Raw genomic sequence first — 23,196 nt, forward strand, 5'->3', positions numbered from 1 at the left:
GACCTCATCCCATTTTCTCGTTAACTAATCCGTCTCAAATGATTAAGCCCGCTCTTCTTTATATTTGAAGGAGAAGAGGAAAATGACGGCGATGATGGCTGCGGCAACCGCAGGGATCCACCAGAAGGTCGCCCAGATTTCAGGCGCGTTTAACGTGCCGTTGTTGAAGAGACGGTTATAGAGTGCACCGGAAACCTGCGAGCCCAGCAGCATACCGATACCGTAGGTGAACAGGACCACCATACTTTGTGCCTGACCTTTGATTTTCTCTCCCGCGATGCGGTCGGTATAGATGAAGCCAATGACGAAGAAGAAGTCATAGCAGATGCCGTGCAGCAGGATACCGATGTAGAGCAACCAGCGCGTTTCTTCATTCACGCCCATCGCGAAGAGGGCATAGCGTACGAACCACGCCAGCATGCCGATGAACAGCATGTACTTCACGCCCAGCTTTCTAAACAGCAGCGGAATGATCAGCATGAAGACGATTTCGGACATCTGACCAAACGACATAGCGGTGCTGACGTCGCTGATACCCGCATTGCTCAGGAAGGATGCGGTGTAAGCGTAGTAGGTGCCCAGTGGAATAGAGATCAGCATGGCGCAGATGGCAAACACCAGAAAGTGGCCTTTCTTCAGCAGCGCAAACGCATCAGCACAGAACAGATCGCGCACTGCCAGCGGCAAGCCTTTTGCCGGCGCTGGAGTATGCGGCAGCGTCAGGCTGTAGGCAGCCAGAATGGCAGAGCAAGCGGCCGCGACGTAGAAGATATTGACGCTTGCGGAGATGCCCGCCGTCCCGATGCAGACACCGGCAACGATCCAACCGATGGTGCCGAAGACGCGCACAACCGGGAAGCTCTTCTCGCTGTTGCTCAGGTTATGGAACGCGATGTTGTTGGTTAACGCCAGCGTTGGCATAAAGCACAGCGTGTAGGCGAACAGCAGGATCAGCAGCTGTGAGCCGTCTTCGTTGATTAACGCGGCAGGCACAAACCACAGGATGACCGCGCCGATCAGGTGCAGCAGCGCCATGACTTTTTGTGATGGGAAGAAGCGGTCAACCACCATGCCCAGTACAAACGGCGACAGGATCGAAGCGATTGGCCCAGCAGAGAAGGCGTCGCCAATCATGGCGGCCAAGTTGTGCTGTGTCATAACCAGGCCCAGAGTGACAGACCATGAACCCCAGATGAAGAACTCTAAAAACATCATGAGTGACAGTCTGGGAACCACGAAGGCCGGCTGTAACGATTTGGTAGCTGTGTTTTCAGATGAAGAAACCATGTGGTATCCCTCTTAAAAGTAATCGATTACAATTTGTGTTTTCTAAATGTAATCGATTACTTTTAACTTAACCGCAGCTTTTAGCCATAAATGAGATCCTTATCACTAGAAAGTTATATAGCCATAGCGTAGCTGGCTATTTTCGCGCAATGATCGGGTATCTGCTTTGCTTGAGGGGAAAAGAAGAATGACGCACTTTGTTTTAGTGGGCGATGTCGGCGGCACCAATACGCGTTTGGCGCTATGTGATGCTACAACGGGCGAATTGTCGCAAATCGAAACCTATTCCGGGCTGGATTTCCCTTCTCTGGAAGCGGCCATTCGTGATTATCTCGATTCGCGACAGGTCACGGTGCAGGATGCCTGTATCGCGATCGCTTGCCCGATTACCGGTGACTGGGTGGCAATGACGAACCACACCTGGGCGTTTTCCATCGCAGAAATGAAAACGAGTCTGGGTCTACGCCATTTTGAGGTCATCAACGATTTTACCGCCGTTTCCATGGCTGTGCCGGTGATGACTAACTCGGATTTACTCCAATTTGGCGGCGGGGAGCCTGTGCCAGATAAACCGATAGCGGTGTATGGTGCAGGCACGGGGTTAGGTGTCGCTCATCTGGTGCATGTCGCCAATCAATGGATTAGCCTGCCGGGTGAGGGTGGTCATGTTGATTTCGCGCCGAATAGCGATGAAGAAGACAAAATTCTCTCTGTTTTGCGCCAGTCGCTCGGGCATGTTTCCGCTGAACGCATACTCTCTGGGCAGGGGTTGGTGAACATTTACCGTGCCGTAGTGCTGTCTGATGACCGCACGCCGGAGGCGCTGGAGCCGAAAGATATTACCGAACGTGCTGTCAACAATACGGATGTGGACTGTCGCCGCGCGCTGTCGCTCTTCTGCGTCATCATGGGACGCTTCGGCGGCAATCTGGCGTTAAATTTAGGCACATTTGGTGGTGTGTATATTGCTGGCGGCATCGTTCCGCGCTTTCTTGAGTTCTTTAAAGCCTCCGGTTTTCGGGCGGCTTTTGAAGACAAAGGGCGGTTCAAAGGCTATATGCAGGATATCCCCGTGTACCTGATTACCCATGAGCAGCCGGGATTAATGGGGGCGGGGGCGTACCTGCGGCAGGTGTTGGGCAGCGCGCTATAAGTCTGTTTGCTCGTCGAACGCAATCAGGAAAAGCGAGGCCATTGCTGAATATGACTCGCTTACCTGATTGCGTGATGATTGGTTATGCCAGAATGCGGGTGTGGATGACATCGGCGATGCTAGGTTCTTCATTGCTGCCAATCACCAAATCGGCTCTTGCCTTGATCTCATCGGCGCTGTTGCCCATCGCGACACCCAATCCTACGCCTTCCAGCATACTGATATCGTTAAAATTATCGCCGAATGCCACGACGTCTTTCATGCTGATGCCCTGTTCGCCAAGCCATTGCTGGAGCAACTTGCCTTTGCTGTTGCCAGTTTGGGCGATATCAACCTGATCCTGCCATGACCACTCGCAGGCCAGTCCGAGTTGCTTTTCCACTTCTGCGGCGAAATGGTTCAGCGTGGGAACATCGGCGTGCGTGGTCGCGAATTTCCAGATGGCGTGGGACGCTTCGGTCTGACGCACCAGATTTTCCACCTGAGCGAAACGAGGACGCTGCTGTTCCGGCAGGTTAGCAGCCCATGCCAGCGTGCGGACTACGTGCCCGGTAGGATACTGGTAATACATGTCGTCATCGGCATACATCAGCCCATGAATATCAAATTCCTCTAGCAGCGTGATGACGTTTTTTGCCTGTTCGACAGAGAGCGGATTGGTGTGCGACGCTTGGCCCTGCTGGTAATCATAAACGTAGGTGCCGTTACAGCAGATGGCAGGCGTATCCAACTGCAACCCCTGATAAAAAGGGTGGATTGCCGAGTGGTGACGTCCGGTGACGATCATCACTTTGATGCCTTGCTGACGGGCCAGCGCGAGTGCGCTAAGTGATTCGGGCAGGATTTTTTTCTGTTGATTCAGTAGCGTACCATCAAGATCAAGTGCAATTACTCGGTAGGTCATCGTTATCTCGCAAATAAAAATGTGGGTATCCAATGAGTCTTACGATAAAGGACGCGGCGAAAAATAGACAGACAACAGCGAGATAAAATTGTCTGGGGTTCATTTGATGACGAAGGATTCAGCGCGGCGGTGGGAAATAAGGCCAAACGGACGATTTTACAGCACCATTGTTGATTTTCTATGCTTTCAACGGCTTATCATCTATTTTTTAAGCAGTTGACCACAACGCTGCTTTACAATGTGCGGCGTACTGTTTATAGTGCGCGTCATTGCGGAGGAGTGGCCGAGTGGTTGAAGGCACCGGTCTTGAAAACCGGCGACGCGAAAGCGTTCTAGAGTTCGAATCTCTACTCCTCCGCCACTTCAAGTATTTCCCCCTGTATATCTTGTTATTACTCTCTTATCTTCCCCCTGATAGTCTGAACCATCACTTTTCATCGCCTATTCGTTATTCCCCCCATCAGCACCCGTTAGCTACATCAATCATTACTTTAATCAATCATACTTAAATCAATAGTAGCCTTGCGATGTCTCTGTAGAATAGAGTGATTGGTCATTTATGGTATGCCGTGCGTCAGGTTGAGCAGGTTCGTTATCCTTCTGATGAACTTCTTTTGAGCCTTCCTGTGCCGCCACATTCGCGTGAAAAATAAGGAGAATACGATGCAGCAAGTGGTTTATGTCGCCAGCCCAGAAAGCCAGCAGATTCATGTTTGGCAACTCGGTGCTCAGGGAAATCTGACATTATTGCAAACCGTTGACGTTCCAGGACAGGTTCAGCCGATGGTGATCGCACCGAACAAGCGTCACCTGTATGTTGGGGTTCGTCCTGATTTCAGGGTTCTGAGCTATCGTATTGATGAACAGGGTAAATTGATGGAAGCGGGTGTCGCATCTTTACCGGGCAGCCCGACGCACCTGTCGACCGATAACGACGGACGTTTCCTGTTCAGCGCGTCTTACAGCGGTGCCTGCGTTAGCGTTAGCCCGATTGGTGCTGATGGCATCGTCGGCGAGCCGATCCAGCAACTGGATGGACTGGAAGGGTGCCACTCTACCAATATCGATCCAACCAATTCTGTCGTGTGGGCACCGTGCCTGAAAGAAGACCGCATCCGCCTGTACGATCTGGGTGCGGCTGGCGAATTGAGCGTACACCGTCAGGCCGAAATGACGACGGTAGCGGGTGCGGGTCCACGCCATATGGCTTTCCACCCGAATCAACGTTTTGCCTATTGCGTGAATGAACTGGACAGCTCGGTGGATGTGTATCAGTTGGATGCCGCCAGCGGGGAATTGCAGAAAGTGCAAACGTTGGGCGCTATGCCAGCTGGCTTCAGCGACACGTGCTGGGCGGCAGATATTCACATTACGCCAAATGGCCGCTTCCTGTACATCAGCGATCGTACTGCCAGCCTGCTGAGTGTTTTCCAGGTGTCTGAAGACGGCAGCACGTTAACGCTGACCGGACATCAGCCAACCGAAACGCAGCCGCGCGGTTTCAATATTGATCACACAGGTGAGTTCCTGATTTCAGCAGGGCAGAAATCGCAGCACATTGAGGTGTATCACATCGACCAGAACACGGGCGATCTGCAACCGCTGGCGCGTTACGCCGTCGGTCAGGGGCCAATGTGGGTGTCGGTGCTGGCACTGGACTAAGTTAGCTAAGCACAACATTAAGCCCTGCGTTTATTATCCGCAGGGCTTTTTTTTCGATTAACCCCGGTATTCGATGATCGATAAACCCGCGTTGTAATCCGTGCTGTAGATGATGCCGTCGGCATCAACAAACACATCGCAAGACTGAATAATCTGCGGTCTGCCGGGACGTTTGTCGACCATTCGGGCTGGCGCAGCAGGCACCAGCGCACCGGTTTCCTTAGGCTGATACGGGTTACTGATGTCGTAAGCTCGTACCCCTGCGTTTTGATACGTGGCGAAAATCAGTGACGAACTGATGAAGCTGCCGGGCCGGTTTTCATGCAGGTTATGTGGGCCAAAGTGTGCGCCTTTCTTCACATAATCCGCCTCTTTCGGCTGCGGAAAGGTGGCGATGCTCACCGGATTACTCGGCTCACGAATATCGAACACCCAAATCAATTTCTCGCCATCTTCCTGATTATCCAATACTGCTTCATCCAACACGATCAGCAGATCGCGATCCGGCAGCGGCAGCGCCGTGTGTGTGCCACCGCCAAACGGTGGGCTCCAGTTACGGTGGCTGATGAGCTGTGGATTGGTGCGATCGCTCACGTCCAGCAGCGTCAATCCGCCATCGCGCCAGCTACCGTAGGCTGTGTCACCGCTGATGATGGCATGGTGCAGGGCGTAACGCTTGCCTTCCGGCCAGCTTGCGCTTTCCCCACCGGCGGTATGCATGCCGGGTAGCCAGTAGCGGCCAGCAACTTCGGGGCGCTGTGGATCGGCCAGATCGATAGTCAGAAAGATGTAGTCGCTGTAGCCATCGAGCAGCGCGGAGACATAAGCCCAACGCCCGCCCACGTACCAGATGCGGTGAATACCAATGCCGTCCAGCGGAAGGAAGCTGATTTCGCGCGGTCTATCCGGCGTTGAGATATCGAAAATCCGTAATCCAGCGCTCCAGCTTTTACCCTGCTGCTTGGTACTGACCGTGTCGGCGACGGAGCGGGTGTAATAGACCTTTTCCTCGGCGAAGCTGGCGTCGGCAAACAAATCGCGCGCGTTGACGACAAGCAGCAGGTCATCGTGCGTTTGCAGGTGGATATTCCAGGTGCCGGGCGGGGCAGCAATAAACCCCGCCGGCTTGGGATTCTTGGCATCGCGCACATCCACAATCGACACGCCTTGTGAAACCATATGCCCGATATAAGCGTAGCCGCGATGAACCATCACTTGCACGCCGTCGGGTCTGCCACCCTGATCGCTGTGTCCAATCAGCCGCATATTACGGCTGTAATCGGGGGTGGGCAGAGGAGTCGATGCCATGAGTTATCTCCGTGTTATTTCGCCTGTTTGGCTTCCAGTGTAGCAAACCACGGTGCGATAAAATCATCTGTGTGGCCCCAGCCTGGGATGATTTTCGCCAATCCGGCGACGTTGACGGCACCCGGCTGGCTGGCTAACAGCGCCTGTGGAATCGCGGCAGCGCGGAACTCATAGGTTGCAGGCGTTGGTTCACCGGCAATCTTGTTGGCAACCAGACGCAGGTTCACTTTACCGATTAGTTTAGGATCAACAGCTACGCTGACTTTCCACGGGCTGCTCGCTTCGCGCATCAGTTGTAAATCCTGATTGGAGATGTCGATGCTGTACAGTTTGATTTCGGTCCGGCCGTTTTCTTTCAACGCTTTATAAGCGCCCTGACTGAAGGCATCCCACGATCCCCAGATCGCATCGATTTTGCCTTTCGGGTATTTCGCCAGCACCGCGCCGACTTTATTAGCGGTATCACCCTGAACGTCAGAGGACACGGCACCAATCGACTCGAGTTCCTTGATGCCGGGGTTGGCTTTCAGGATTTGTTGATAAGCGAGCTGACGGCGTTCCATTGGCGGGAAGCCAGCGACCCACAGTTTGATGATATTGGCTTTACCGTTGAAATCCTTCACCAGTTGGCCGAGTGATTCGTTAGTCAGGGAGGCGTCATCCTGCTGGGTGACGGTCACGCCCGGAATTTCGCCGTTCACGGCGGTATCAAATACGGAAACGGCAATGCCGCTGTCGACAATGCGTTTAATCAAATCGGTAGAGTAGGGATCGCGGCCCTGCGACAGGATGATGCCATCATATTTCTGGCTAATCGCCTGATTCACAAAGTCCTGAAAACGGGCATCATCGCCGTTGCTCAGAAAGGTGCTGACCTTAAAGCCCAGCTTTTTACCTTCTTCAAGCACGCCGGAAACAAACTGCGTGGTGTTGTCGTCCGAACCCAAGTTGCGGATAACCGCGATGCGAACCGGACCGTCATGATTGGCGATAGCGGCCGGAACGGGAGCAATGGTGGCATTCTGATTAGCCAGTGCCGGTAATGCAGTCAGTAAGCTCAGTGCAAGCAGGGCGGGCGTAAATTTCTTCATTATCAGCTCCATGGCGTTTTATAAAGGGATCTTGTGTTGATGAAAGTGTGTCGTGTCGATGGCAGTATTGTTATGTTTTCTGCGTCACTACTTTATAGCTGTCTTTATGTCTGGATGTCTATTTAAAAATGATACTGCATCATAGCCGTTGAGTGATAGACGAGGAAGAGGGGAACATTATGACTTTTGGGTTTAAGTTATAACGATTCGTGCTGACTGCGGATAAAAAGAAAAATGCCCGCAAGGCGGGCATTTAAGGCCGTTGACAAACTTATTTGTCGAATGAAGGCGGTGAGATGAAAAGAGAGCGAATTATTTCTTCGTTTCTTTCTCTTCCATTTCACGCGCCCAGCGTGGGTGGTGTTTACGTGCCCAGCGCTTGGAGACTTTGCCTTCAATCATGCCCTTGATCGAGCCTTTAACCCAGAACGCCATGTACATATGGATCAGGATGGCATGGATGAGGACGATAGCTGCAACGGCATGAATCAGAATGGCGTAGCGCACGACATCAATCGGGAACAGGTGGGCAAAATAAGGACGCCACATGATTATCCCGGTGATCAGCAGTACCAGCGTCAGCCCCATGATGCTCCAGAACATCATTTTCTGGCCTGGGTTGTATTTACCTACCTCAGAAACTTCATGCTCATTGCCTTTCAACACTTCAATAATGTTGAGGAACCACGGCAGATCGCGCTTCTTCGGAATGTTATGGCCAACAAAGCGGAAGAACATCGGGATCAGGCAGATGACAATCAGCACGCCAAAAAATGGGTGCAGAATACGTCCCATCTGTGGCGTACCAAACGTCTGCGTCAGCCATTGCAGGGTCGGGAAGAACAAAGCAATACCTGAGAGCGCGACCAGGAAAAAGCTAATCACCACAATCCAGTGACAGATGCGATCGATAAACTTAGTGCGCAAAATCATTTTTGGTTTACTCATGTTTGTCTCCCCCTTCTTTGTCTTCTCCCTCGTGTTCATGCTCCATTTCTTCTGTGTTTGGACCCACACCGATGTAGTGGAACATTAACCCGGCGAACGTGGCGACAAACCCTAACGCAGATAGTGGCTTCAGAATGCCTTTCCACAGATTGACCGGTGTGGAAATCTGCGGGTCATTCGGCAGATTGTTATAGAGCGATGGTCTGTCTGCGTGGTGCAGAACATACATCACGTGTGTGCCGCCCACGCCCTGTGGATCGTAGAGGCCTGCGTTCTCATAACCACGGCTTTTCAGATCGGCGATGCGTTCTTCTGCCAGATGCTTCATCTCTTCTTTCGTACCGAAACGAATGGCACCCGTCGGACAGGTTTTCACGCAGGCAGGTTCTTGCCCAACGCTGACTCTGTCGACGCACAGCGTACATTTATAGACGCGGTTATCTTCTTTATTCAGTCGTGGAATATTGAACGGGCAGCCGGCGATGCAATAGCCGCAGCCGATACAATGTTCAGACTGAAAATCGACGATGCCGTTGGCATACTGAATAACCGCACCAGCGGAAGGACAGGCTTTCAGACAGCCCGGATCGCTACAGTGCATGCAGCCATCTTTACGGATCAGCCATTCCAGACGATCGTTCTCTTCCACTTCGGAAAAGCGCATCAGCGTCCAGGATTTGGCGCTCAGATCCGCCGGGTTATCATAAACCCCGAGGTTATGGCCGACGTCGTCACGAATGTCGTTCCACTCTGAACAGGCCACCTGACAGCCTTTACAGCCGATACAGGTGGTGACATCGATCAGTTTTGCCACTTCGCTTTTGTCGTTACGCACATGCGGAGGCGGTGTAAAGCCGTTAGTGGCCGAACGTTTAATAATATCTTGTGATTGCATTGACATAGTTGGCTACCCTTACACCTTCTCTACATTAACCAAAAACGCTTTGTACTCAGGCGTTTGTGAATTAGCGTCGCCGACGCTCGGGGTGAGTGTGTTAGCCAGGAACCCTTTACGCGTGGTTCCCTCAAAGCCCCAGTGGCAGGGAATACCAATGGTTTCCACGCTGCGTCCGGCAATCTCCAGCGTTTTGATACGTTTGGTGACCACCGCTTTGGCTTTGATGTAGCCACGCTGGCAGGAGACTTTGACTTCATCGCCCGCCTTAATGCCTTTGCTCTTCGCCAGATTTTCACCGATCTCAACAAATTGTTCTGGTTGCACAATCGCGTTCAGACGCGCGTGTTTTGTCCAGTGACGGAACAATTCGGTAATTGAGTATGTCGTTGCCACGTAAGGGAAATCCTTCGCGGTGCCCATGGTTTTCGCATCTCGCGCAAACAAACGCACGACCGGGCTGGAAATCACCGACGGGTGCAGTGGGTTGGTGCCGATAGGCGATTCGATCGGTTCGTAGTGTTCAGGGAACGGCCCGTCTACCAGTTTGTCTACGGAGAACAGACGTGCCAGACCTTCCGGCAGCATGATGAACGGCCCGGTGTCTTTGCCTGGCGGTACGGTTGCGGCGAAGTCTGGCACATCAATGCCTTGCCATTTCTGACCGGTCCATTCCAGCAATTTACGCTTGCTGTCCCACGGTTTCCCTTGCAGGTCGGCGGAGGCGCGGTTGTAGAGAATGCGGCGGTTTTGCGGCCAGCACCATGACCAGTTCGGCGTACAGCCCAGACCAGCATCGGCGTTGTCGCGTTTATCCATCTGGTTACCGGCTTCTGTCCAGCTCCCGGCGTAAATCCAGCAAAAACTGGACGTGGTACCGTCATCACGCAGCTGTGAGAAATCGGCGAGCTGCTGGCCTTTCTTCAGAATCAGTTTGCCGCTGTCATCGTAGATATCAGCTAGCGCCATACCGTTGGCTTCGCGCGCGATCTCTTCTGGATGCGGATCTTCCGGGTCTTTATAGTTCCAGTTGATATTCATCACTGGATCAGGATAAGTACCGCCTTCTTCGTTATACAACTCACGCAGACGCATCAGCAGCTTACCGAGGATTTTACCGTCGTGGCGGGCTTCTCCTGGTGGCTCAGCCGCCGCCCAGTGCCATTGCAACCAGCGACCAGAGTTGGCGATAGAACCATTCTCTTCGGCAAAGCAGGAAGACGGCAGACGGAAGACTTCAGTCTGAATGGACTTCGTATCCACGTCGTTGAATTCACCGTAGTTCTGCCAGAACGTGGAGGTTTCCGTGACCAGCGGATCGATGATGACCATGTACTTGAGTTTGGAGAGTGCTTCGGTCGCTTTATTCTTGTTGGAGAATGCCGCAACGGGGTTAAAGCCCTGAACGATGTAACCGTTCATTTTGCCTTCCACCATCAGCTCGGTTTGCACCATAACGTCGTAGCTACGATCCCACTTCGGCAACCAGTCATAACCCCAGTTATTCGCGGCCTGTGCGTGATCGCCGTAGAAGCTCTTCATCATGCTGATAAAGAATTTTGGCGTATTTTTCCAATAGTTAACCTGATCGGGCAACACGGCGGTTGGTGTGATTTGGCCCAGATAGGTATTCAGATCCGGCTGTTTTTCTGACGGCAGTGGCATATAGCCCGGCAGATTTAACGACAGCAGGCCCAGGTCGGTATACCCCTGAATGTTGGAGTGACCGCGCAGGGCGTTGATACCGCCGCCTGCCATCCCAATATTCCCCAGCAGAAGCTGGATCATGCCTGCGGAGCGGATAATTTGCGCGCCGTTGGTGTGGTGCGTCCAACCCAGTGCATACATGAAGGTTGCGGTTTTATTCGGTACACAGGTTTCAGCCAGCGTACGGCAAATTTCTTCATAATCTTTGGCTGAGGTGCCGCACAGGGATGTCACCATTTCCAGCGTATAGCGGGAGACGTGTTTTTTCAGCAGGTTCCAGACGCAGCGCGGGTGGGACAGCGTGTTGTCGCGTTTAGCGAAACCGGACTCATCTAACTCATACTGCCAGCTGGATTTGTCATATTGACGTTTTTGCTCGTCGTAGCCGCTGAACAAGCCTTCGTCGAAGCTGAAATCATCACGTACGATCAGGCTGGCGTTGGTGTAAGACACCACGTACTCGCGATGAATTTTCTCGTTCGTAATAAGGTAGTTAACAATACCTAACAGGAAGGCGGCATCTGAGCCTGCGCGGATCGGCGCATAGAGATCGGCAACGGCCGCGGAGCGGTTAAAACGCGGATCGACAACAATCAGCTTCGCCTTGTTGTGCGTTTTCGCTTCAACGGCCCATTTGAAACCGACCGGGTGCGCTTCCGCCGGGTTTCCGCCCATCACGATGATGACGTTGGCGTTTTTGATATCAACCCAGTTGTTAGTCATCGCGCCACGGCCGAATGTCGGTGCCAGTGCGGCAACGGTTGGCCCGTGACACAAGCGTGCCTGACAGTCGATAGCAACCATGCCGAGTGCGCGGGCAAATTTCTGATCGAGAATACCGGTTTCGTTGCTGGCGGCAGAAGAGCACAGCATACCGGTAGTCAGCCAGCGGTTGACGGTTTCGCCTTTGGCGTTGGTGCGTTCGAAGTTGGCATCACGGTCAGCTTTCATCAGGCGCGCGATGCGTTCAATCGCGTCGTCCCAGCTGATTCGTTGCCATTTGTCTGAACCCGGTGCGCGGTATTCAGGGTAGAGCAGGCGGTTTTCGCTGTGGATGTAGTCAACTAAGCCCGCACCTTTCGGGCAAAGGGAGCCGCGGCTGACTGGGTGATCCGCATCACCTTCGATATGAAAAACAGAAGGCTTCGCATTTTTGGCGCCATCGCCCAGGCTATACATGAGCACACCACAACCAACTGAACAGTAGGTGCAGTTGTTACGCGTCTCTTTTGCCCGTAACAGCTTATATTGACGTACTGATGCCATTGCTTCCGTGGGTGTAAAGCCCAATACCGCGAGAGTGGTTCCAGCCATCCCCCCCGCGCAAACTTTAAAGAAACCTCTTCTATTCAGTTGCATTAGTTTCCCTGTGTAATTATGTGTCATTTTTGTTGCGAGCAATTTAACAACACACAAATTGTGGGCTTTGCGCAAAATCAAAATTTAAGTATTTAAACCCCCATAACACCTATAAAGAGGTATATTTTTTATTCGTTATATATTGTAATACATAACGATTTTGTTATTTCATGGTTACAAATAATGTGACGTGACGAGTCAGTCAAAGGGGAATAAGCGGGAGTTTGTGGAGGAATTGTTGCAAAAAAAAGCCGGATAAGAATCCGGCTTGATGTGGTGGTTATTTGACTTGCATGCCCGGCTGAGCGCCGCTGTCTGGGCTCAGCAGGAAGATATCTTTCCCGCCGGGACCGGCTGCCATCACCATACCTTCTGATATACCGAAGCGCATTTTACGCGGTGCCAGATTGGCGACCATCACGGTTAAACGGCCTTCCAGCTTAGCCGGATCGGGATAAGCTTCACGAATGCCGGAGAAGACCTGACGGGTTTCGCCGCCCAAATCCAACGTCAGACGTAAGAGCTTGTCAGAACCGTCAACCAGTTCAGCCTGCTTAATCAGTGCGATACGCATATCAACTTTGGCAAAATCGTCAAAGTTAATCGTGTCCTGCACCGGGTTGTCTGCCAACGGACCAGACACGACTTTCTGCGCGGCGACCATATCTTCTTTAGACGCGTCAACCATCGCATTAACTTTATCCAGATCGATGCGGTTAAACAGCGCTTTGAATGGACTAACCTGATGGCTCAGCAGCGGGGTAGCGATAGCATCCCAACTGAGTTCCGTGTTCAAAAATGCTTCTGTCCGCTGGGACAGCGAAGGCAGAACCGGCTTCAGGTATGTCATCAGTATGCGGAACAGGTTGATGCCCATTGAGCAAATGGCTTGCAGGTCTTCATCCCGACCTTCTGCTTTCGCCACAACCCACGGTGCTTGTTCGTCAACATAGCGGTTGGCGATATCTGCCAGCGCCATGATCTCACGAATGGCACGCCCGGATTCACGGCTGCTATAGGCTTCGGCAATGCTGGTGGCGGCATCGGTGAAGGTTTTGTACAGCTCGGCGTCGGCCAGCTTGTCCGCCAGCTTGCCGTCAAAGCGCTTGTTAATGAAACCGGCGTTACGTGATGCCAGATTCACGACTTTGTTAACGATGTCAGCATTCACGCGCTGAACGAAATCTTCCAGATTGAGGTCGATGTCGTCAATGCGAGAAGACAGTTTTGCCGCGTAGTAATAACGCAGGCAATCGGCATCCAGATGTTGCAGGTACGTGCCCGCTTTAATGAAGGTGCCGCGTGATTTAGACATCTTGGCGCCGTTGACCGTGACATAACCGTGCACGAACAGGTTTGTCGGTTTACGGAAACCGCTGCCTTCCAGCATGGCTGGCCAGAACAGGCTGTGGAAATAAACGATGTCTTTACCGATGAAGTGGTACAAATCCGCGTCGGAGTCTTTCTTCCAGAAATCATCAAAATTCAGATCGCCACGCTTGTCGCACAGGTTCTTAAACGAACCCATGTAGCCGATTGGCGCATCCAGCCAGACGTAAAAATATTTGCCCGGCGCATCGGGGATTTCAAAACCGAAATACGGTGCGTCGCGGGTAATGTCCCACTGTTGCAGGCCAGAATCGAACCACTCCTGCATCTTGTTAGCGACTTGCTCCTGCAATGCGCCGGAACGCGTCCAGGCTTGCAGCATCTCGCTGAACGCAGGCAGATCGAAGAAGAAGTGTTCTGTTTCACGCATTTCTGGCGTGGCACCTGACACCACTGATTTGGGTTCGATCAGCTCTGTTGGGCTGTAGGTCGCGCCACAGACTTCGCAGTTATCGCCGTATTGATCGGCAGCCTTACATTTCGGGCAGGTGCCTTTGACGAAACGGTCCGGCAGGAACATGCCTTTCTCTGGGTCGTACAGCTGAGAAATGGTGCGATTTTTAATAAAACCGTTCTCTTTCAGCCGACCATAAATCAGGCCTGACAGCTCACGGTTCTCTTCGCTATGCGTGGAGTGGTAGTTGTCATAGCTGATATTGAAACCGGCAAAGTCCTGCTGATGTTCCTGACTCATTGCCGCAATCATCTGTTCTGGCGCAATCCCCATCTGCTGTGCTTTCAGCATGATTGGCGTGCCGTGGGCGTCGTCCGCACAGATAAAGTGAACCTGGTTGCCGCGCATTCGCTGGTAACGAACCCAAATATCGGCCTGAACGTGTTCAAGCATATGACCGAGGTGGATTGAACCATTAGCGTAAGGCAGCGCGCACGTTACCAGGATTTTCTTTGCGACTTGAGTCATGAGGAACTTGCTTTCTTTTGTGAATAGAGGGAGATCGATGTTAACCGATAGCGCCTTGCTGCGTAAACCGCTGGCGTGAGTAAAACGGCAGGAAACCACATGGCAGATTTTAATTTGCGTGGCGTTTCCACGTTTTTGACGCCGAAGGGCGTCAGACGGTTATGGCTCTGGTATGCTGTACACGGTCTCAACGGTCAAATATGAGAATTTCAAGGAGCCGGAATGAACGCGACAGTCCCCGAACAACGTCCTGAAGCACTGCGTGCGATGGTCACCGGGGTTTTATCTACTTTTCAGCACCCGACACTGAAAAATAACCTGACGACATTGAATGCGCTGCGCCACTGTGCGCTGCTGGACAACGTGTTGCATATCGATCTGACGATGCCGTTTGTCTGGCTGAGCGGTTTGGCTGTCTTAAAGGAAACGGTTAGCGATGAGTTATTACGTTTATCAGGCGCAAAGGCGGTCGAGTGGCGTTTAACGCACGATATCGCGACGCTGCGTCGGGTTAACGATCAGGCTGGCGTGAAGGGCGTGAAAAACATCATTGCCGTCAGTTCCGGCAAAGGCGGAGTCGGCAAATCGAGTACGGCAGTCAATATGGCGCTGGCACTGGCGGCTGAAGGTGCGAATGTGGGCATTCTGGATGCTGATATCTACGGTCCTTCCATTCCGACCATGCTGGGGTCGGCCAGTGAGCGCCCAACCTCGCCGGACGGTCAACATATGGCACCGATTATCGCGCACGGCCTGGCAACCAACTCGATTGGTTATCTGGTGACGGACGATAACGCCATGGTATGGCGTGGGCCGATGGCCAGCAAAGCGTTATTGCAACTGCTGCAGGATACACTCTGGCCGGACCTGGACTATCTGGTATTAGATATGCCGCCGGGTACGGGTGATATTCAACTGACGCTGGCGCAGAGCATTCCTGTCACTGGTGCAGTCGTCGTGACGACGCCACAGGATATCGCGCTAATGGATGCCATGAAGGGCATTGCGATGTTTGAAAAAGTCAGCGTGCCAGTACTGGGCATCGTAGAGAATATGAGCGTACACATCTGTAGTAACTGTGGTCATCTGGAGCCGATCTTCGGCACGGGTGGTGCGCAGAAGCTGGCGGAAAAGTACCACTGTTCCCTGTTAGGTCAGCTTCCATTGCATATCTCCCTGCGTGAAGACCTTGACCGTGGCGAACCGACGGTAGTCAGCCAGCCGGACAGCGAATTCACTTCTCTGTACCGCGAACTGGCGGGGCAGGTTGCCGCTCAGCTCTACTGGCAGGGTGACACGATTCCCAGCGAAATTTCTTTCCGGGCGCTGTAACGCTCCACCAGAGAGTAATAAGCCGGGCTCTGTCCCGGCTTGATCCTGCGCCAGCATGCGATTTCCCTCGTGCGCAATACGCGGATAAGGGTGGCGTGAAGGGGGTAACTCCCTATAATTGCCGCGTCAAAGCGCCCGTTGGCGCATTCCCCTCTCTTTTATTTATGTTAATCAGGTCGTTAATACCATGACTGATCAGTCTCATCAGTGCGTCATCATCGGGATCTCAGGAGCATCCGCTTCGGGTAAAAGTCTTATTTCCAGCACCTTGTATCGAGAATTGCGCGATCAGGTTGGTGATCAGCATATCGGGGTGATATCTGAAGACAGTTATTATAAAGATCAAAGCCACCTGACGATGGAAGAGCGGGTAAAAACTAACTATGACCACCCGAGCTCGATGGATCATAGTCTGCTACTCAAGCATTTGCAGATGCTGAAAGCGGGTCAGGCGATCGAAGTCCCGCAGTACAGCTATGTCGAGCACACCCGCAAGCAGGAAACCGTGCATATCGAGCTGAAAAAGGTCATTATCCTGGAAGGCATCCTGCTGCTGACGGATGCGCGCCTGCGCAGTGAGATGAATTTCTCTATTTTTGTCGATACACCGCTGGATATTTGCCTGCTGCGCCGTATGCGTCGCGACGTTAATGAGCGCGGGCGTTCAATGGATTCCGTGATGGAACAGTATCAGAAGACCGTGCGCCCGATGTTCCTGCAATTTATCGAGCCCTCTAAGCAGTATGCCGACATTATTGTGCCGCGCGGCGGGAAAAACCGTATTGCGATTGATATTTTGAAAGCCAAGATAAGCCAGTTTTTTGAGTAGTCGATACCCTAAATAATTCGCGTTGCAGAGCTAACGCGGAGGCAACGTGCAGCATGATGGGTAGATGAGGTTTATCTGATAGATACCGGCGTCGAATGGAGAATAAGATGAGACTGTGTGACCGTGACATTGAAGCCTGGCTGGATGATGGCCGACTGGTGATTACGCCCCGTCCGCCTACTGAGAGAATCAGTGGTGCGACTGTTGATGTTCGTTTGGGAAATCAGTTTCGCGTCTTCCGCGGACACACTGCGGCTTTCATTGACTTAAGCGGCCCGAAAGATGAAGTCAGCGCGGCGTTGGATCGCGTCATGAGTGATGAAATCAATTTGCCGGAAGGCGAGGCATTTTTCCTGCATCCGGGAGAATTAGCGTTGGCAGTGACGCTGGAGTCAGTCACGCTACCTGATAATTTAGTTGGCTGGTTGGATGGCCGTTCTTCGCTAGCGCGTCTAGGATTGATGGTTCATGTCACCGCACACCGCATCGATCCAGGTTGGCAAGGAAGAATTGTGCTGGAGTTCTATAATTCAGGTAAGTTGCCGTTGGCGTTACGCCCCGGCATGATGATTGGCGCTCTGAGTTTTGAACCGCTTTCCGGGCCGGCTGCTCGTCCTTACAACCGCCGTCAGGATGCCAAATATAAAGACCAACAGGGTGCGGTCGCGAGCCGGATCGATAAAGACTAAGCGTCTGGCGACAGGCCTGTAAGGTAAAAAGCAGGTGGCCGTGCGTTTCGCAATGAGGATGGCATGAGAAGATTTCTGACGACGCTGGCAATTCTGCTTGTGGTGGTTGTGGCAGGAATGACGGCCTTGGTCGTCCTGGTTAATCCCAATGACTTCCGCGCCTACATGGTGAAGCAGGTTGAGGAACGCAGCGGCTATCGCCTTCAATTGGATGGCGATCTGCGCTGGCATGTGTGGCCGCAGCTGAGCATATTATCCGGTGGGATGTCGTTAAGCGCACCGGGTTCCAGCGCGCCTATCGTCAGCGCTGAGAACATGCGTCTTGATGTGCAACTGTGGCCGCTGCTGTCTCACAAACTGGCGGTCAAACAGGTGATGCTGAAAGGTGCCATTATTCGCCTGACGCCGGAAAGTGAAGCCAAACAGGCCAACAATGCGCCCATCGCCCCGACGGGATCGCAGGCCCCATCCGAAGAACGGCACTGGCGGCTGGATATTGATAAGATAAAAGTCGCCGATAGCCTGTTGATTCTGCAACGCAGCAATAATGAACAGATTAACGTGCGCGATATTAATCTTGCGATGGAGCAGAACGGCGACCGTCAGGTTAGCATCGAATTATCAAGCCGCATCAATCGCGATCAGCGCGATATTGCCTTCTCTCTTGCTGCAGATGTCGATTTGCTGCATTTCCCACAGCAGGTCAATGCCAATATTACCAAACTGGATTACCAGCTTCAGGGGGCAGGAATACCGGCAAACGGTATCAGTGGAACGGGGAGTGTCCAGGCAAGTTATCAACAGCAGCCTGAAAAAATCACGTTTAGCCAGCTTTCACTCAATACCAATAACAGCCAACTGTCGGGTGCCGGTAGTGTCACGCTGGGGATATCCCCCATTACGAATTGGATCTGTTGTCTGAGAAGTTGGATTTGGATTCCCTACTGGGGATCGCGTCGGTAAAAGAGAACAATGCCGCTGTCGTGCCAGCTAAATCATCAGCCCCTGTGATTTCAAATGAAAGCGGGTTAGCCAAGCCAGAAGACAGCTTACAGACATTCACTGCGCGTCTGTCGCTACAGGCCGCGACGCTGATCTACCGTGGACTTGATGTCCGCCAATTTATGCTACGGGCAGACAATCAGCCAGGGCTGCTGGATGTGGCGACCTTGAGTGGTGAACTGGGTGGTGGACATTTCTCATTGCCCGGTAAAGTTGTGACGAAGTCATCAACCAACATCACATTACGGCCAGACCTCAAGGATGTTGAGTTATCTCAGTTGATGTCCGCATTTGCGCTGCCTGCCGAGACGGTCAGTGGGAAATTGTCGATGGCAGGACAGTTCAGCGGCAATAGCTTTGCGCTACCTGCGTTGCTCCAGCAGTGGCAGGGAACGGCGACACTGCAAGCCGATAATGTCCGCGTGCAGGGTTTGAATATCCAGCAAATGGTGCAGATGGCCGTGGCGCGTAGCAACGGAAATGTGCGAGGACAAGAGCGCTACGAGCGTTACACTGAGCTGCAACAGCTGACCGGGAAAGTACAACTGAATGCGGGTAAGTTACGTCTTACCGATCTCACTGGCCGCTCAGAGCTTCTGTCGCTTAGTGGTGTTGGACAATTCGATTTGCCAGCCCAGACGTGTGACGTCAATTTGAATGTCTCTATCACGCAAGGGTGGCAGGGAGATGAGCAACTGGTCAGCGTATTGAAAAACACGGCAATCCCCTTACGCGTCTATGGTGAGTGGGATAAATTGAATTACCAATTACAGGTAGATCAGCTGCTGCGTAAACGCCTGCAGGACGAGCTGAAGAAACGCCTGAATGACTGGTCCAGCCAAAATCAGCAAAGTCAGAAGGGTAAGGACCTGAAGCAACTCCTCGATCGCCTTTAATTTTCTAAATACGCCGATTTATACCCTAAAGAATTCGAGTTTCAGGAAGGCGGCAAGGTAAGGACAAATTCGTCGGGAACGAATTTGACTAGCCAACGGCTGGCCTCCTGTGAGAGACAGGATGTCTCTCATTTCATCCCGATGAGCTTACTCAGGTAAGTGATTCGGGTGAGTAACGCAGCCAACGCACATGCAACTTGAAGTATGACGGGTATAGTCGGTTTGCTGATTCCTGTCAGCAAACCGGCAGCTTCTCGCTAACATTTTCCTCTGTTTGTCATCCTCCTCCAGACTGGCTATGTGCTCGGTGTCTCTTTTTTAACGCCGAATGTTAATATTTTTCTCTTTTTTTATTTTCTAAAGCAGTAAACTTCGCTCCCTGTTTTCGGTGCGGGACTATTCCGCTGCCGGGGAATTTCTGTCAGATAATTTATTACTCAGGTATCGAAACCCACTATGCTCGAACTTTTGATTGGTGTTGCTGTAACGATTCTGGTTGGTCGTTACATTATAAAAGGTTACTCCGCAACGGGCGTGTTGCTGGTAGGGGGCCTCTTACTTTTGGCAGTCAGTGCCATGCTGGGGAAAAACGTATTACCAGCCAGCGCGAAGGCGACGGGCTGGAGCGCAACGGATATTGTTGAATACGTAAAAATTTTGCTGATGAGCCGCGGTGGCGATCTCGGCATGATGATTATGGTGCTGTGTGGATTTGCGGCTTATATGACGCATATCGGTGCTAATGATGTCGTCGTGAAGCTGGTTTCTCGTCCGCTGAAAATGATTAACTCGCCTTACTTACTGATGATTGCGGCCTATTTTGTCGCCTGTCTGATGTCGTTGGCGGTGTCATCGGCCACGGGATTAGGTGTGCTGTTGATGGCAACGCTGTTCCCCGTCATGGTGAACGTCGGTATTAGCCGCGGTGCCGCTGCTGCAATTTGTGCCTCCCCTGTGGCGCTGATCCTGTCGCCGACCTCGGGTGATGTGGTGCTTGCTGCACAGGCATCGCAGATGAAATTAGTGGATTTTGCCTTTAAAGCCACGCTGCCTATTTCTATCATGGCGATCGTGTGCATGGCCGTCGCGCATTTCTTCTGGCAGCGCTATCTGGATAACAAAGCGAATGTCAGCCATGAGATTCTGGACGTCAGCGAGATCACGACGGATGCTCCGCGTTTTTATGCCATTCTGCCGTTTACGCCGATCATGGGTGTACTCGTGTTTGATGGTAAATGGGGGCCGGAACTCCACATTATCACCGTACTGGTTATCTGTATGGTGCTGGCCGCAGTGCTGGAATTTGTCCGTTCGTTCAGTGCGAAAAAAGTGTTTGATGGGTTGGATGTGGCTTACCGTGGGATGGCCGATGCCTTCTCTAGCGTCGTCATCCTGTTGGTTGCAGCCGGTGTCTTTGCTCAGGGTCTTGGCACTATTGGCTTTATCAGCGGCCTGATTGGTCTTGCGCAGTCATTCGGCAGCGGCGGGTTGGTGATTATGCTGGTACTGGTCGCGATCACGATGTTGGCTGCGATGACAACAGGCTCGGGTAATGCGCCGTTCTATGCGTTTGTTGAGCTGATTCCAAAGCTGGCGTCGCAAATGGGTATCAACCCTGCCTATCTGGCTATTCCTATGCTTCAGGCTTCCAACTTGGGCCGTACCATTTCTCCAGTATCCGGTGTAGTCGTTGCGGTCGCCGGGATGGCGAAAATATCGCCGTTTGAGGTGGTTAAGCGCACATCAGTTCCGGTTTTGGTTGGGCTGATTGTGGTGGTGGTTGCTACAGAAATTATGGTGCCTGCCTGATAGATCACAGAAAACAGCCCCTATTGAACGGAAAGGGGCTGTAGAGATGAATGCGGTGCTGAGCATAGCCTAAGGCACCGCTATCACACTTCAAAATCAGTCTGTGGCTCGTTGTTCGGTGTGATGCGGACTTCCACGATACGATGGCTCTCCACCGCCAGGATAGTGAACTGATAGCTATCAATTGATAATGTATCGCCCACCTGTGGAACCCGCTGCGCGTGCTCCATCAACAACCCTGCCAACGTGTAGTATTCGCGCTTTTCATCCAGCGTCAGCGGAACATACATCGTTAAGTCTTCCAGCGGAATATAGCCATTTACGGTCCAACTGCCGTCGTCATTCTGCTGAATGCTGTGGCGCGCATCACGATCTTCCCCTTCGCGCGGCAGGTTGCCGGCAATGGTTTCCATCACGTCGCTTAATGTAACTATTCCTTCCATCGAACCGAATTCATCAACGACAAACGCAAAGTGCGTTCGCGCTTCTCTAAACTGTTCCAAAGCCTGTAAAAGTGAAAGCTGTTCGGGAAAGACCAGCGGCTGACGAATCAGAATACGTGGATTGAATGGCTCGCGGTTTAGCTGCTGCTGGAGTAAATCGGCAACATGTACGATACCCAACGGTTCATCGGAGGTATTACTGTCGGTTACCACCAGTCTGGAATGCTGGTTGGTCGTTAACAGTTTAGCGAGCGCATCCTGTGTAATATCCAGCTCAACCGAGTCGATGTCATGCCGCGACGTCATAATACTGCTGATGGTTCGCTGTGCCAGCCCCAATACCCGCTTTATCATCCGGCGTTCCTGAATATTGAAGACTTCCTGACCTGCCCGGGTGTTGTCTGCAATCATCGATGAGGTTTGATTGTCCAGTTCTGCTTCTTCATGGTTACCGCGCAAGATACGCAAAACCACTTCCGCGGTGCGCTGGCGTAGTGGAACCGAGGAAGAAAGAAAGCGCCGACGGTTGAATAGGGAGACCTGATTCAACATCTCAATCATCACCGAGAAACCTATCGCGGCGTAAAGGTAGCCTTTAGGGATGTGATAACCAAAGGCGTCTGCGACCAAACTGAAACCAATCATCAGCAGGAAGCTGAGACACAGGATAACGATGGTCGGGTGTTCAGCGACAAAACGGGTCAGTGGCTTGCTGGCCAGCAGCATCAGGAAAATAGCGATGGTCACGGCGGACATCATGACCAGCAGGTGATCGGTCATGCCGACGGCGGTAATCACGGAGTCCAATGAGAATATGGCGTCCAGTACCACAATTTGTGCCACTACCGGCCAGAAACGGGCACCTTTACGTTGGGCTTGCTGCTCCTCATCTTTTCCTTCGAGACGTTCGTTGAGTTCCATGGTGGCTTTAAAGAGTAGAAACAGCCCTCCAACCAGCATGATGACATCGCGAGCGCTGAATGTGTGCCCAAGGAACGTGAAGAGGGGGGTAGTCAAAGACACCAGCCACGAAATAGACGCCAACAGGCCCAGGCGCATAATCAGGGCAAGTAACAGACCGACGACTCTGGCTTTATCGCGTTGTTCTTTTGGTAGTTTCTCAGCCAGAATGGCAATGAAGATAAGATTATCAATGCCCAGAACCAGTTCCAGGACAACCAGCGTGGTCAACCCGGCCCATATCGTTGGATCAGCGATCCACTCCATATCTCTTTTTTCACCTTTAAATGAACATAACCTCGATAGCGTATCAGGGCAGGCACAGATGAACCAGAATTTGCAGGGATATTCTTTGTTTTTGACTAGGCTAATACGTCTGTAGATAGCCTGTTTACCCATAGTTTATCCCGATTTTACGCGGCAGTCGGTCATTCCCGAATGTTGTTGATGCGTTGCTGAAAACCGCGTGAAAAAGCATCGATAGGCAAGATTTTCAGAATTATGAGCGGGATAGCGCGCGTTAGTATTTGATAGTGTTGGTAGACAACGCATAGAATAGCGTGCCGATTTAACAGGATTTTTACGACAGGGAGGCTTAAATTTTTGCTATG

The 23,196-nt window shown here is 52.1% G+C and carries 15 protein-coding genes, 1 tRNA gene and 1 pseudogene; 8 read left to right on the plus strand and 9 right to left on the minus strand.

The annotated features are described in order from the left end of the window. Positions 1 to 42 precede the first annotated feature (42 nt). Positions 43 to 1,287 carry an MFS transporter gene (locus BJJ97_RS11985; protein ID WP_095994057.1) on the minus strand — a complete coding sequence of 415 codons (1,245 nt, stop codon included), beginning with the start codon at positions 1,285 to 1,287 and terminating at the stop codon, positions 43 to 45. Between the two features lie 187 nt (positions 1,288 to 1,474). Between BJJ97_RS11985 and glk the strand changes: the two genes are divergently transcribed. After that, entirely contained in the window at positions 1,475 to 2,440 is a 966-nt protein-coding gene (gene glk, locus BJJ97_RS11990) for a glucokinase (protein WP_095994058.1), read from the plus strand. 82 nt (positions 2,441 to 2,522) lie between these two features. Here the strand turns inward: glk and BJJ97_RS11995 are convergent, their stop codons facing one another. Beyond that, positions 2,523 to 3,344, minus strand: a complete 822-nt coding sequence (locus BJJ97_RS11995; RefSeq protein WP_095994059.1) for a pyridoxal phosphatase — start codon at positions 3,342 to 3,344, stop codon at positions 2,523 to 2,525. A 273-nt stretch (positions 3,345 to 3,617) separates the two neighbouring features. On the opposite strand from BJJ97_RS11995, the gene BJJ97_RS12000 reads away from it, so the two are divergent. Together BJJ97_RS12000 and pgl are read left to right on the plus strand one after the other, a co-directional pair. Next, positions 3,618 to 3,705: transfer RNA gene (locus BJJ97_RS12000), tRNA-Ser, on the plus strand. 302 nt (positions 3,706 to 4,007) lie between these two features. Then, positions 4,008 to 5,006 carry a 6-phosphogluconolactonase gene (gene pgl / locus BJJ97_RS12005; protein ID WP_095994060.1) on the plus strand — a complete coding sequence of 333 codons (999 nt, stop codon included), beginning with the start codon at positions 4,008 to 4,010 and terminating at the stop codon, positions 5,004 to 5,006. 57 nt (positions 5,007 to 5,063) lie between these two features. Here the strand turns inward: pgl and BJJ97_RS12010 are convergent, their stop codons facing one another. The 6 genes from BJJ97_RS12010 to metG form a co-directional block, all read right to left on the minus strand. Then, the gene (locus tag BJJ97_RS12010) at positions 5,064 to 6,314 is read right to left on the minus strand and encodes an LVIVD repeat-containing protein (protein ID WP_095994061.1); all 1,251 of its coding nucleotides are present in this window, start codon (positions 6,312 to 6,314) and stop codon (positions 5,064 to 5,066) included. A 14-nt stretch (positions 6,315 to 6,328) separates the two neighbouring features. Next, positions 6,329 to 7,405, minus strand: coding sequence for a sugar ABC transporter substrate-binding protein (locus BJJ97_RS12015; RefSeq protein WP_095994062.1), 1,077 nt, complete (start codon positions 7,403 to 7,405; stop codon positions 6,329 to 6,331). 312 nt (positions 7,406 to 7,717) lie between these two features. After that, positions 7,718 to 8,353 carry a formate dehydrogenase-N subunit gamma gene (gene fdnI, locus BJJ97_RS12020; RefSeq protein ID WP_095994063.1) on the minus strand — a complete coding sequence of 212 codons (636 nt, stop codon included), beginning with the start codon at positions 8,351 to 8,353 and terminating at the stop codon, positions 7,718 to 7,720. Beyond that, positions 8,346 to 9,254 (minus strand): formate dehydrogenase subunit beta, encoded by a 909-nt coding sequence (fdxH, locus tag BJJ97_RS12025; RefSeq protein WP_095994064.1) that lies wholly within the window; start codon positions 9,252 to 9,254, stop codon positions 8,346 to 8,348. Before fdxH ends, fdnI begins: the two co-directional genes overlap by 8 nt. 12 nt (positions 9,255 to 9,266) lie before the next feature. Then, complete coding sequence (gene fdnG, locus BJJ97_RS12030; RefSeq protein ID WP_095994065.1) at positions 9,267 to 12,314, minus strand: formate dehydrogenase-N subunit alpha; 3,048 nt, start codon at positions 12,312 to 12,314, stop codon at positions 9,267 to 9,269. A gap of 280 nt (positions 12,315 to 12,594) precedes the next feature. Beyond that, entirely contained in the window at positions 12,595 to 14,625 is a 2,031-nt protein-coding gene (metG, locus tag BJJ97_RS12035; RefSeq protein ID WP_095994066.1) for a methionine--tRNA ligase, read from the minus strand. A 222-nt stretch (positions 14,626 to 14,847) separates the two neighbouring features. Between metG and apbC the strand changes: the two genes are divergently transcribed. The 5 genes and pseudogenes from apbC (at position 14,848) to dcuC (ending at position 21,182) form a co-directional block, all read left to right on the plus strand. After that, positions 14,848 to 15,957 carry an iron-sulfur cluster carrier protein ApbC gene (apbC, locus tag BJJ97_RS12040; protein ID WP_039482652.1) on the plus strand — a complete coding sequence of 370 codons (1,110 nt, stop codon included), beginning with the start codon at positions 14,848 to 14,850 and terminating at the stop codon, positions 15,955 to 15,957. A 187-nt stretch (positions 15,958 to 16,144) separates the two neighbouring features. Then, on the plus strand, positions 16,145 to 16,786 hold the full coding sequence (gene udk / locus BJJ97_RS12045) for a uridine kinase (RefSeq protein ID WP_010281304.1): 642 nt from the start codon (positions 16,145 to 16,147) through the stop codon (positions 16,784 to 16,786). A 107-nt stretch (positions 16,787 to 16,893) separates the two neighbouring features. Further along, positions 16,894 to 17,475 carry a dCTP deaminase gene (gene dcd / locus BJJ97_RS12050; RefSeq protein ID WP_039482649.1) on the plus strand — a complete coding sequence of 194 codons (582 nt, stop codon included), beginning with the start codon at positions 16,894 to 16,896 and terminating at the stop codon, positions 17,473 to 17,475. 63 nt (positions 17,476 to 17,538) lie between these two features. Beyond that, a pseudogene (gene asmA / locus BJJ97_RS12055) lies at positions 17,539 to 19,373 on the plus strand (outer membrane assembly protein AsmA). A 456-nt stretch (positions 19,374 to 19,829) separates the two neighbouring features. Then, positions 19,830 to 21,182: an anaerobic C4-dicarboxylate transporter DcuC gene (dcuC, locus tag BJJ97_RS12060; RefSeq protein WP_095698919.1), complete on the plus strand. Its 1,353-nt coding sequence runs from the start codon at positions 19,830 to 19,832 to the stop codon at positions 21,180 to 21,182. An 83-nt stretch (positions 21,183 to 21,265) separates the two neighbouring features. Here dcuC and BJJ97_RS12065 read toward each other — a convergent pair whose 3' ends face one another. Continuing rightward, positions 21,266 to 22,852: a TerC family protein gene (locus tag BJJ97_RS12065; protein ID WP_095994067.1), complete on the minus strand. Its 1,587-nt coding sequence runs from the start codon at positions 22,850 to 22,852 to the stop codon at positions 21,266 to 21,268. Positions 22,853 to 23,196 lie beyond the last annotated feature (344 nt).

This window comes from Pectobacterium polaris (assembly GCF_002307355.1).
Classification (GTDB): domain Bacteria; phylum Pseudomonadota; class Gammaproteobacteria; order Enterobacterales; family Enterobacteriaceae; genus Pectobacterium; species Pectobacterium polare.

What these genes read in the sequence shown, in the direction of transcription:
- fdnI (WP_095994063.1), bottom strand. Translation starts at nt 8,353, where the DNA reads ATGAGTAAACCAAAAATGATTTTGCGCACTAAGTTTATCGATCGCATC.
- BJJ97_RS12065 (WP_095994067.1), bottom strand. Translation starts at nt 22,852, where the DNA reads ATGGAGTGGATCGCTGATCCAACGATATGGGCCGGGTTGACCACGCTG.
- BJJ97_RS12015 (WP_095994062.1), bottom strand. Translation starts at nt 7,405, where the DNA reads ATGAAGAAATTTACGCCCGCCCTGCTTGCACTGAGCTTACTGACTGCA.
- glk (WP_095994058.1), top strand. Translation starts at nt 1,475, where the DNA reads ATGACGCACTTTGTTTTAGTGGGCGATGTCGGCGGCACCAATACGCGT.
- dcuC (WP_095698919.1), top strand. Translation starts at nt 19,830, where the DNA reads ATGCTCGAACTTTTGATTGGTGTTGCTGTAACGATTCTGGTTGGTCGT.
- BJJ97_RS11985 (WP_095994057.1), bottom strand. Translation starts at nt 1,287, where the DNA reads ATGGTTTCTTCATCTGAAAACACAGCTACCAAATCGTTACAGCCGGCC.
- fdnG (WP_095994065.1), bottom strand. Translation starts at nt 12,314, where the DNA reads ATGCAACTGAATAGAAGAGGTTTCTTTAAAGTTTGCGCGGGGGGGATG.
- pgl (WP_095994060.1), top strand. Translation starts at nt 4,008, where the DNA reads ATGCAGCAAGTGGTTTATGTCGCCAGCCCAGAAAGCCAGCAGATTCAT.
- dcd (WP_039482649.1), top strand. Translation starts at nt 16,894, where the DNA reads ATGAGACTGTGTGACCGTGACATTGAAGCCTGGCTGGATGATGGCCGA.
- udk (WP_010281304.1), top strand. Translation starts at nt 16,145, where the DNA reads ATGACTGATCAGTCTCATCAGTGCGTCATCATCGGGATCTCAGGAGCA.
- BJJ97_RS12010 (WP_095994061.1), bottom strand. Translation starts at nt 6,314, where the DNA reads ATGGCATCGACTCCTCTGCCCACCCCCGATTACAGCCGTAATATGCGG.
- metG (WP_095994066.1), bottom strand. Translation starts at nt 14,625, where the DNA reads ATGACTCAAGTCGCAAAGAAAATCCTGGTAACGTGCGCGCTGCCTTAC.
- BJJ97_RS11995 (WP_095994059.1), bottom strand. Translation starts at nt 3,344, where the DNA reads ATGACCTACCGAGTAATTGCACTTGATCTTGATGGTACGCTACTGAAT.
- apbC (WP_039482652.1), top strand. Translation starts at nt 14,848, where the DNA reads ATGAACGCGACAGTCCCCGAACAACGTCCTGAAGCACTGCGTGCGATG.
- fdxH (WP_095994064.1), bottom strand. Translation starts at nt 9,254, where the DNA reads ATGTCAATGCAATCACAAGATATTATTAAACGTTCGGCCACTAACGGC.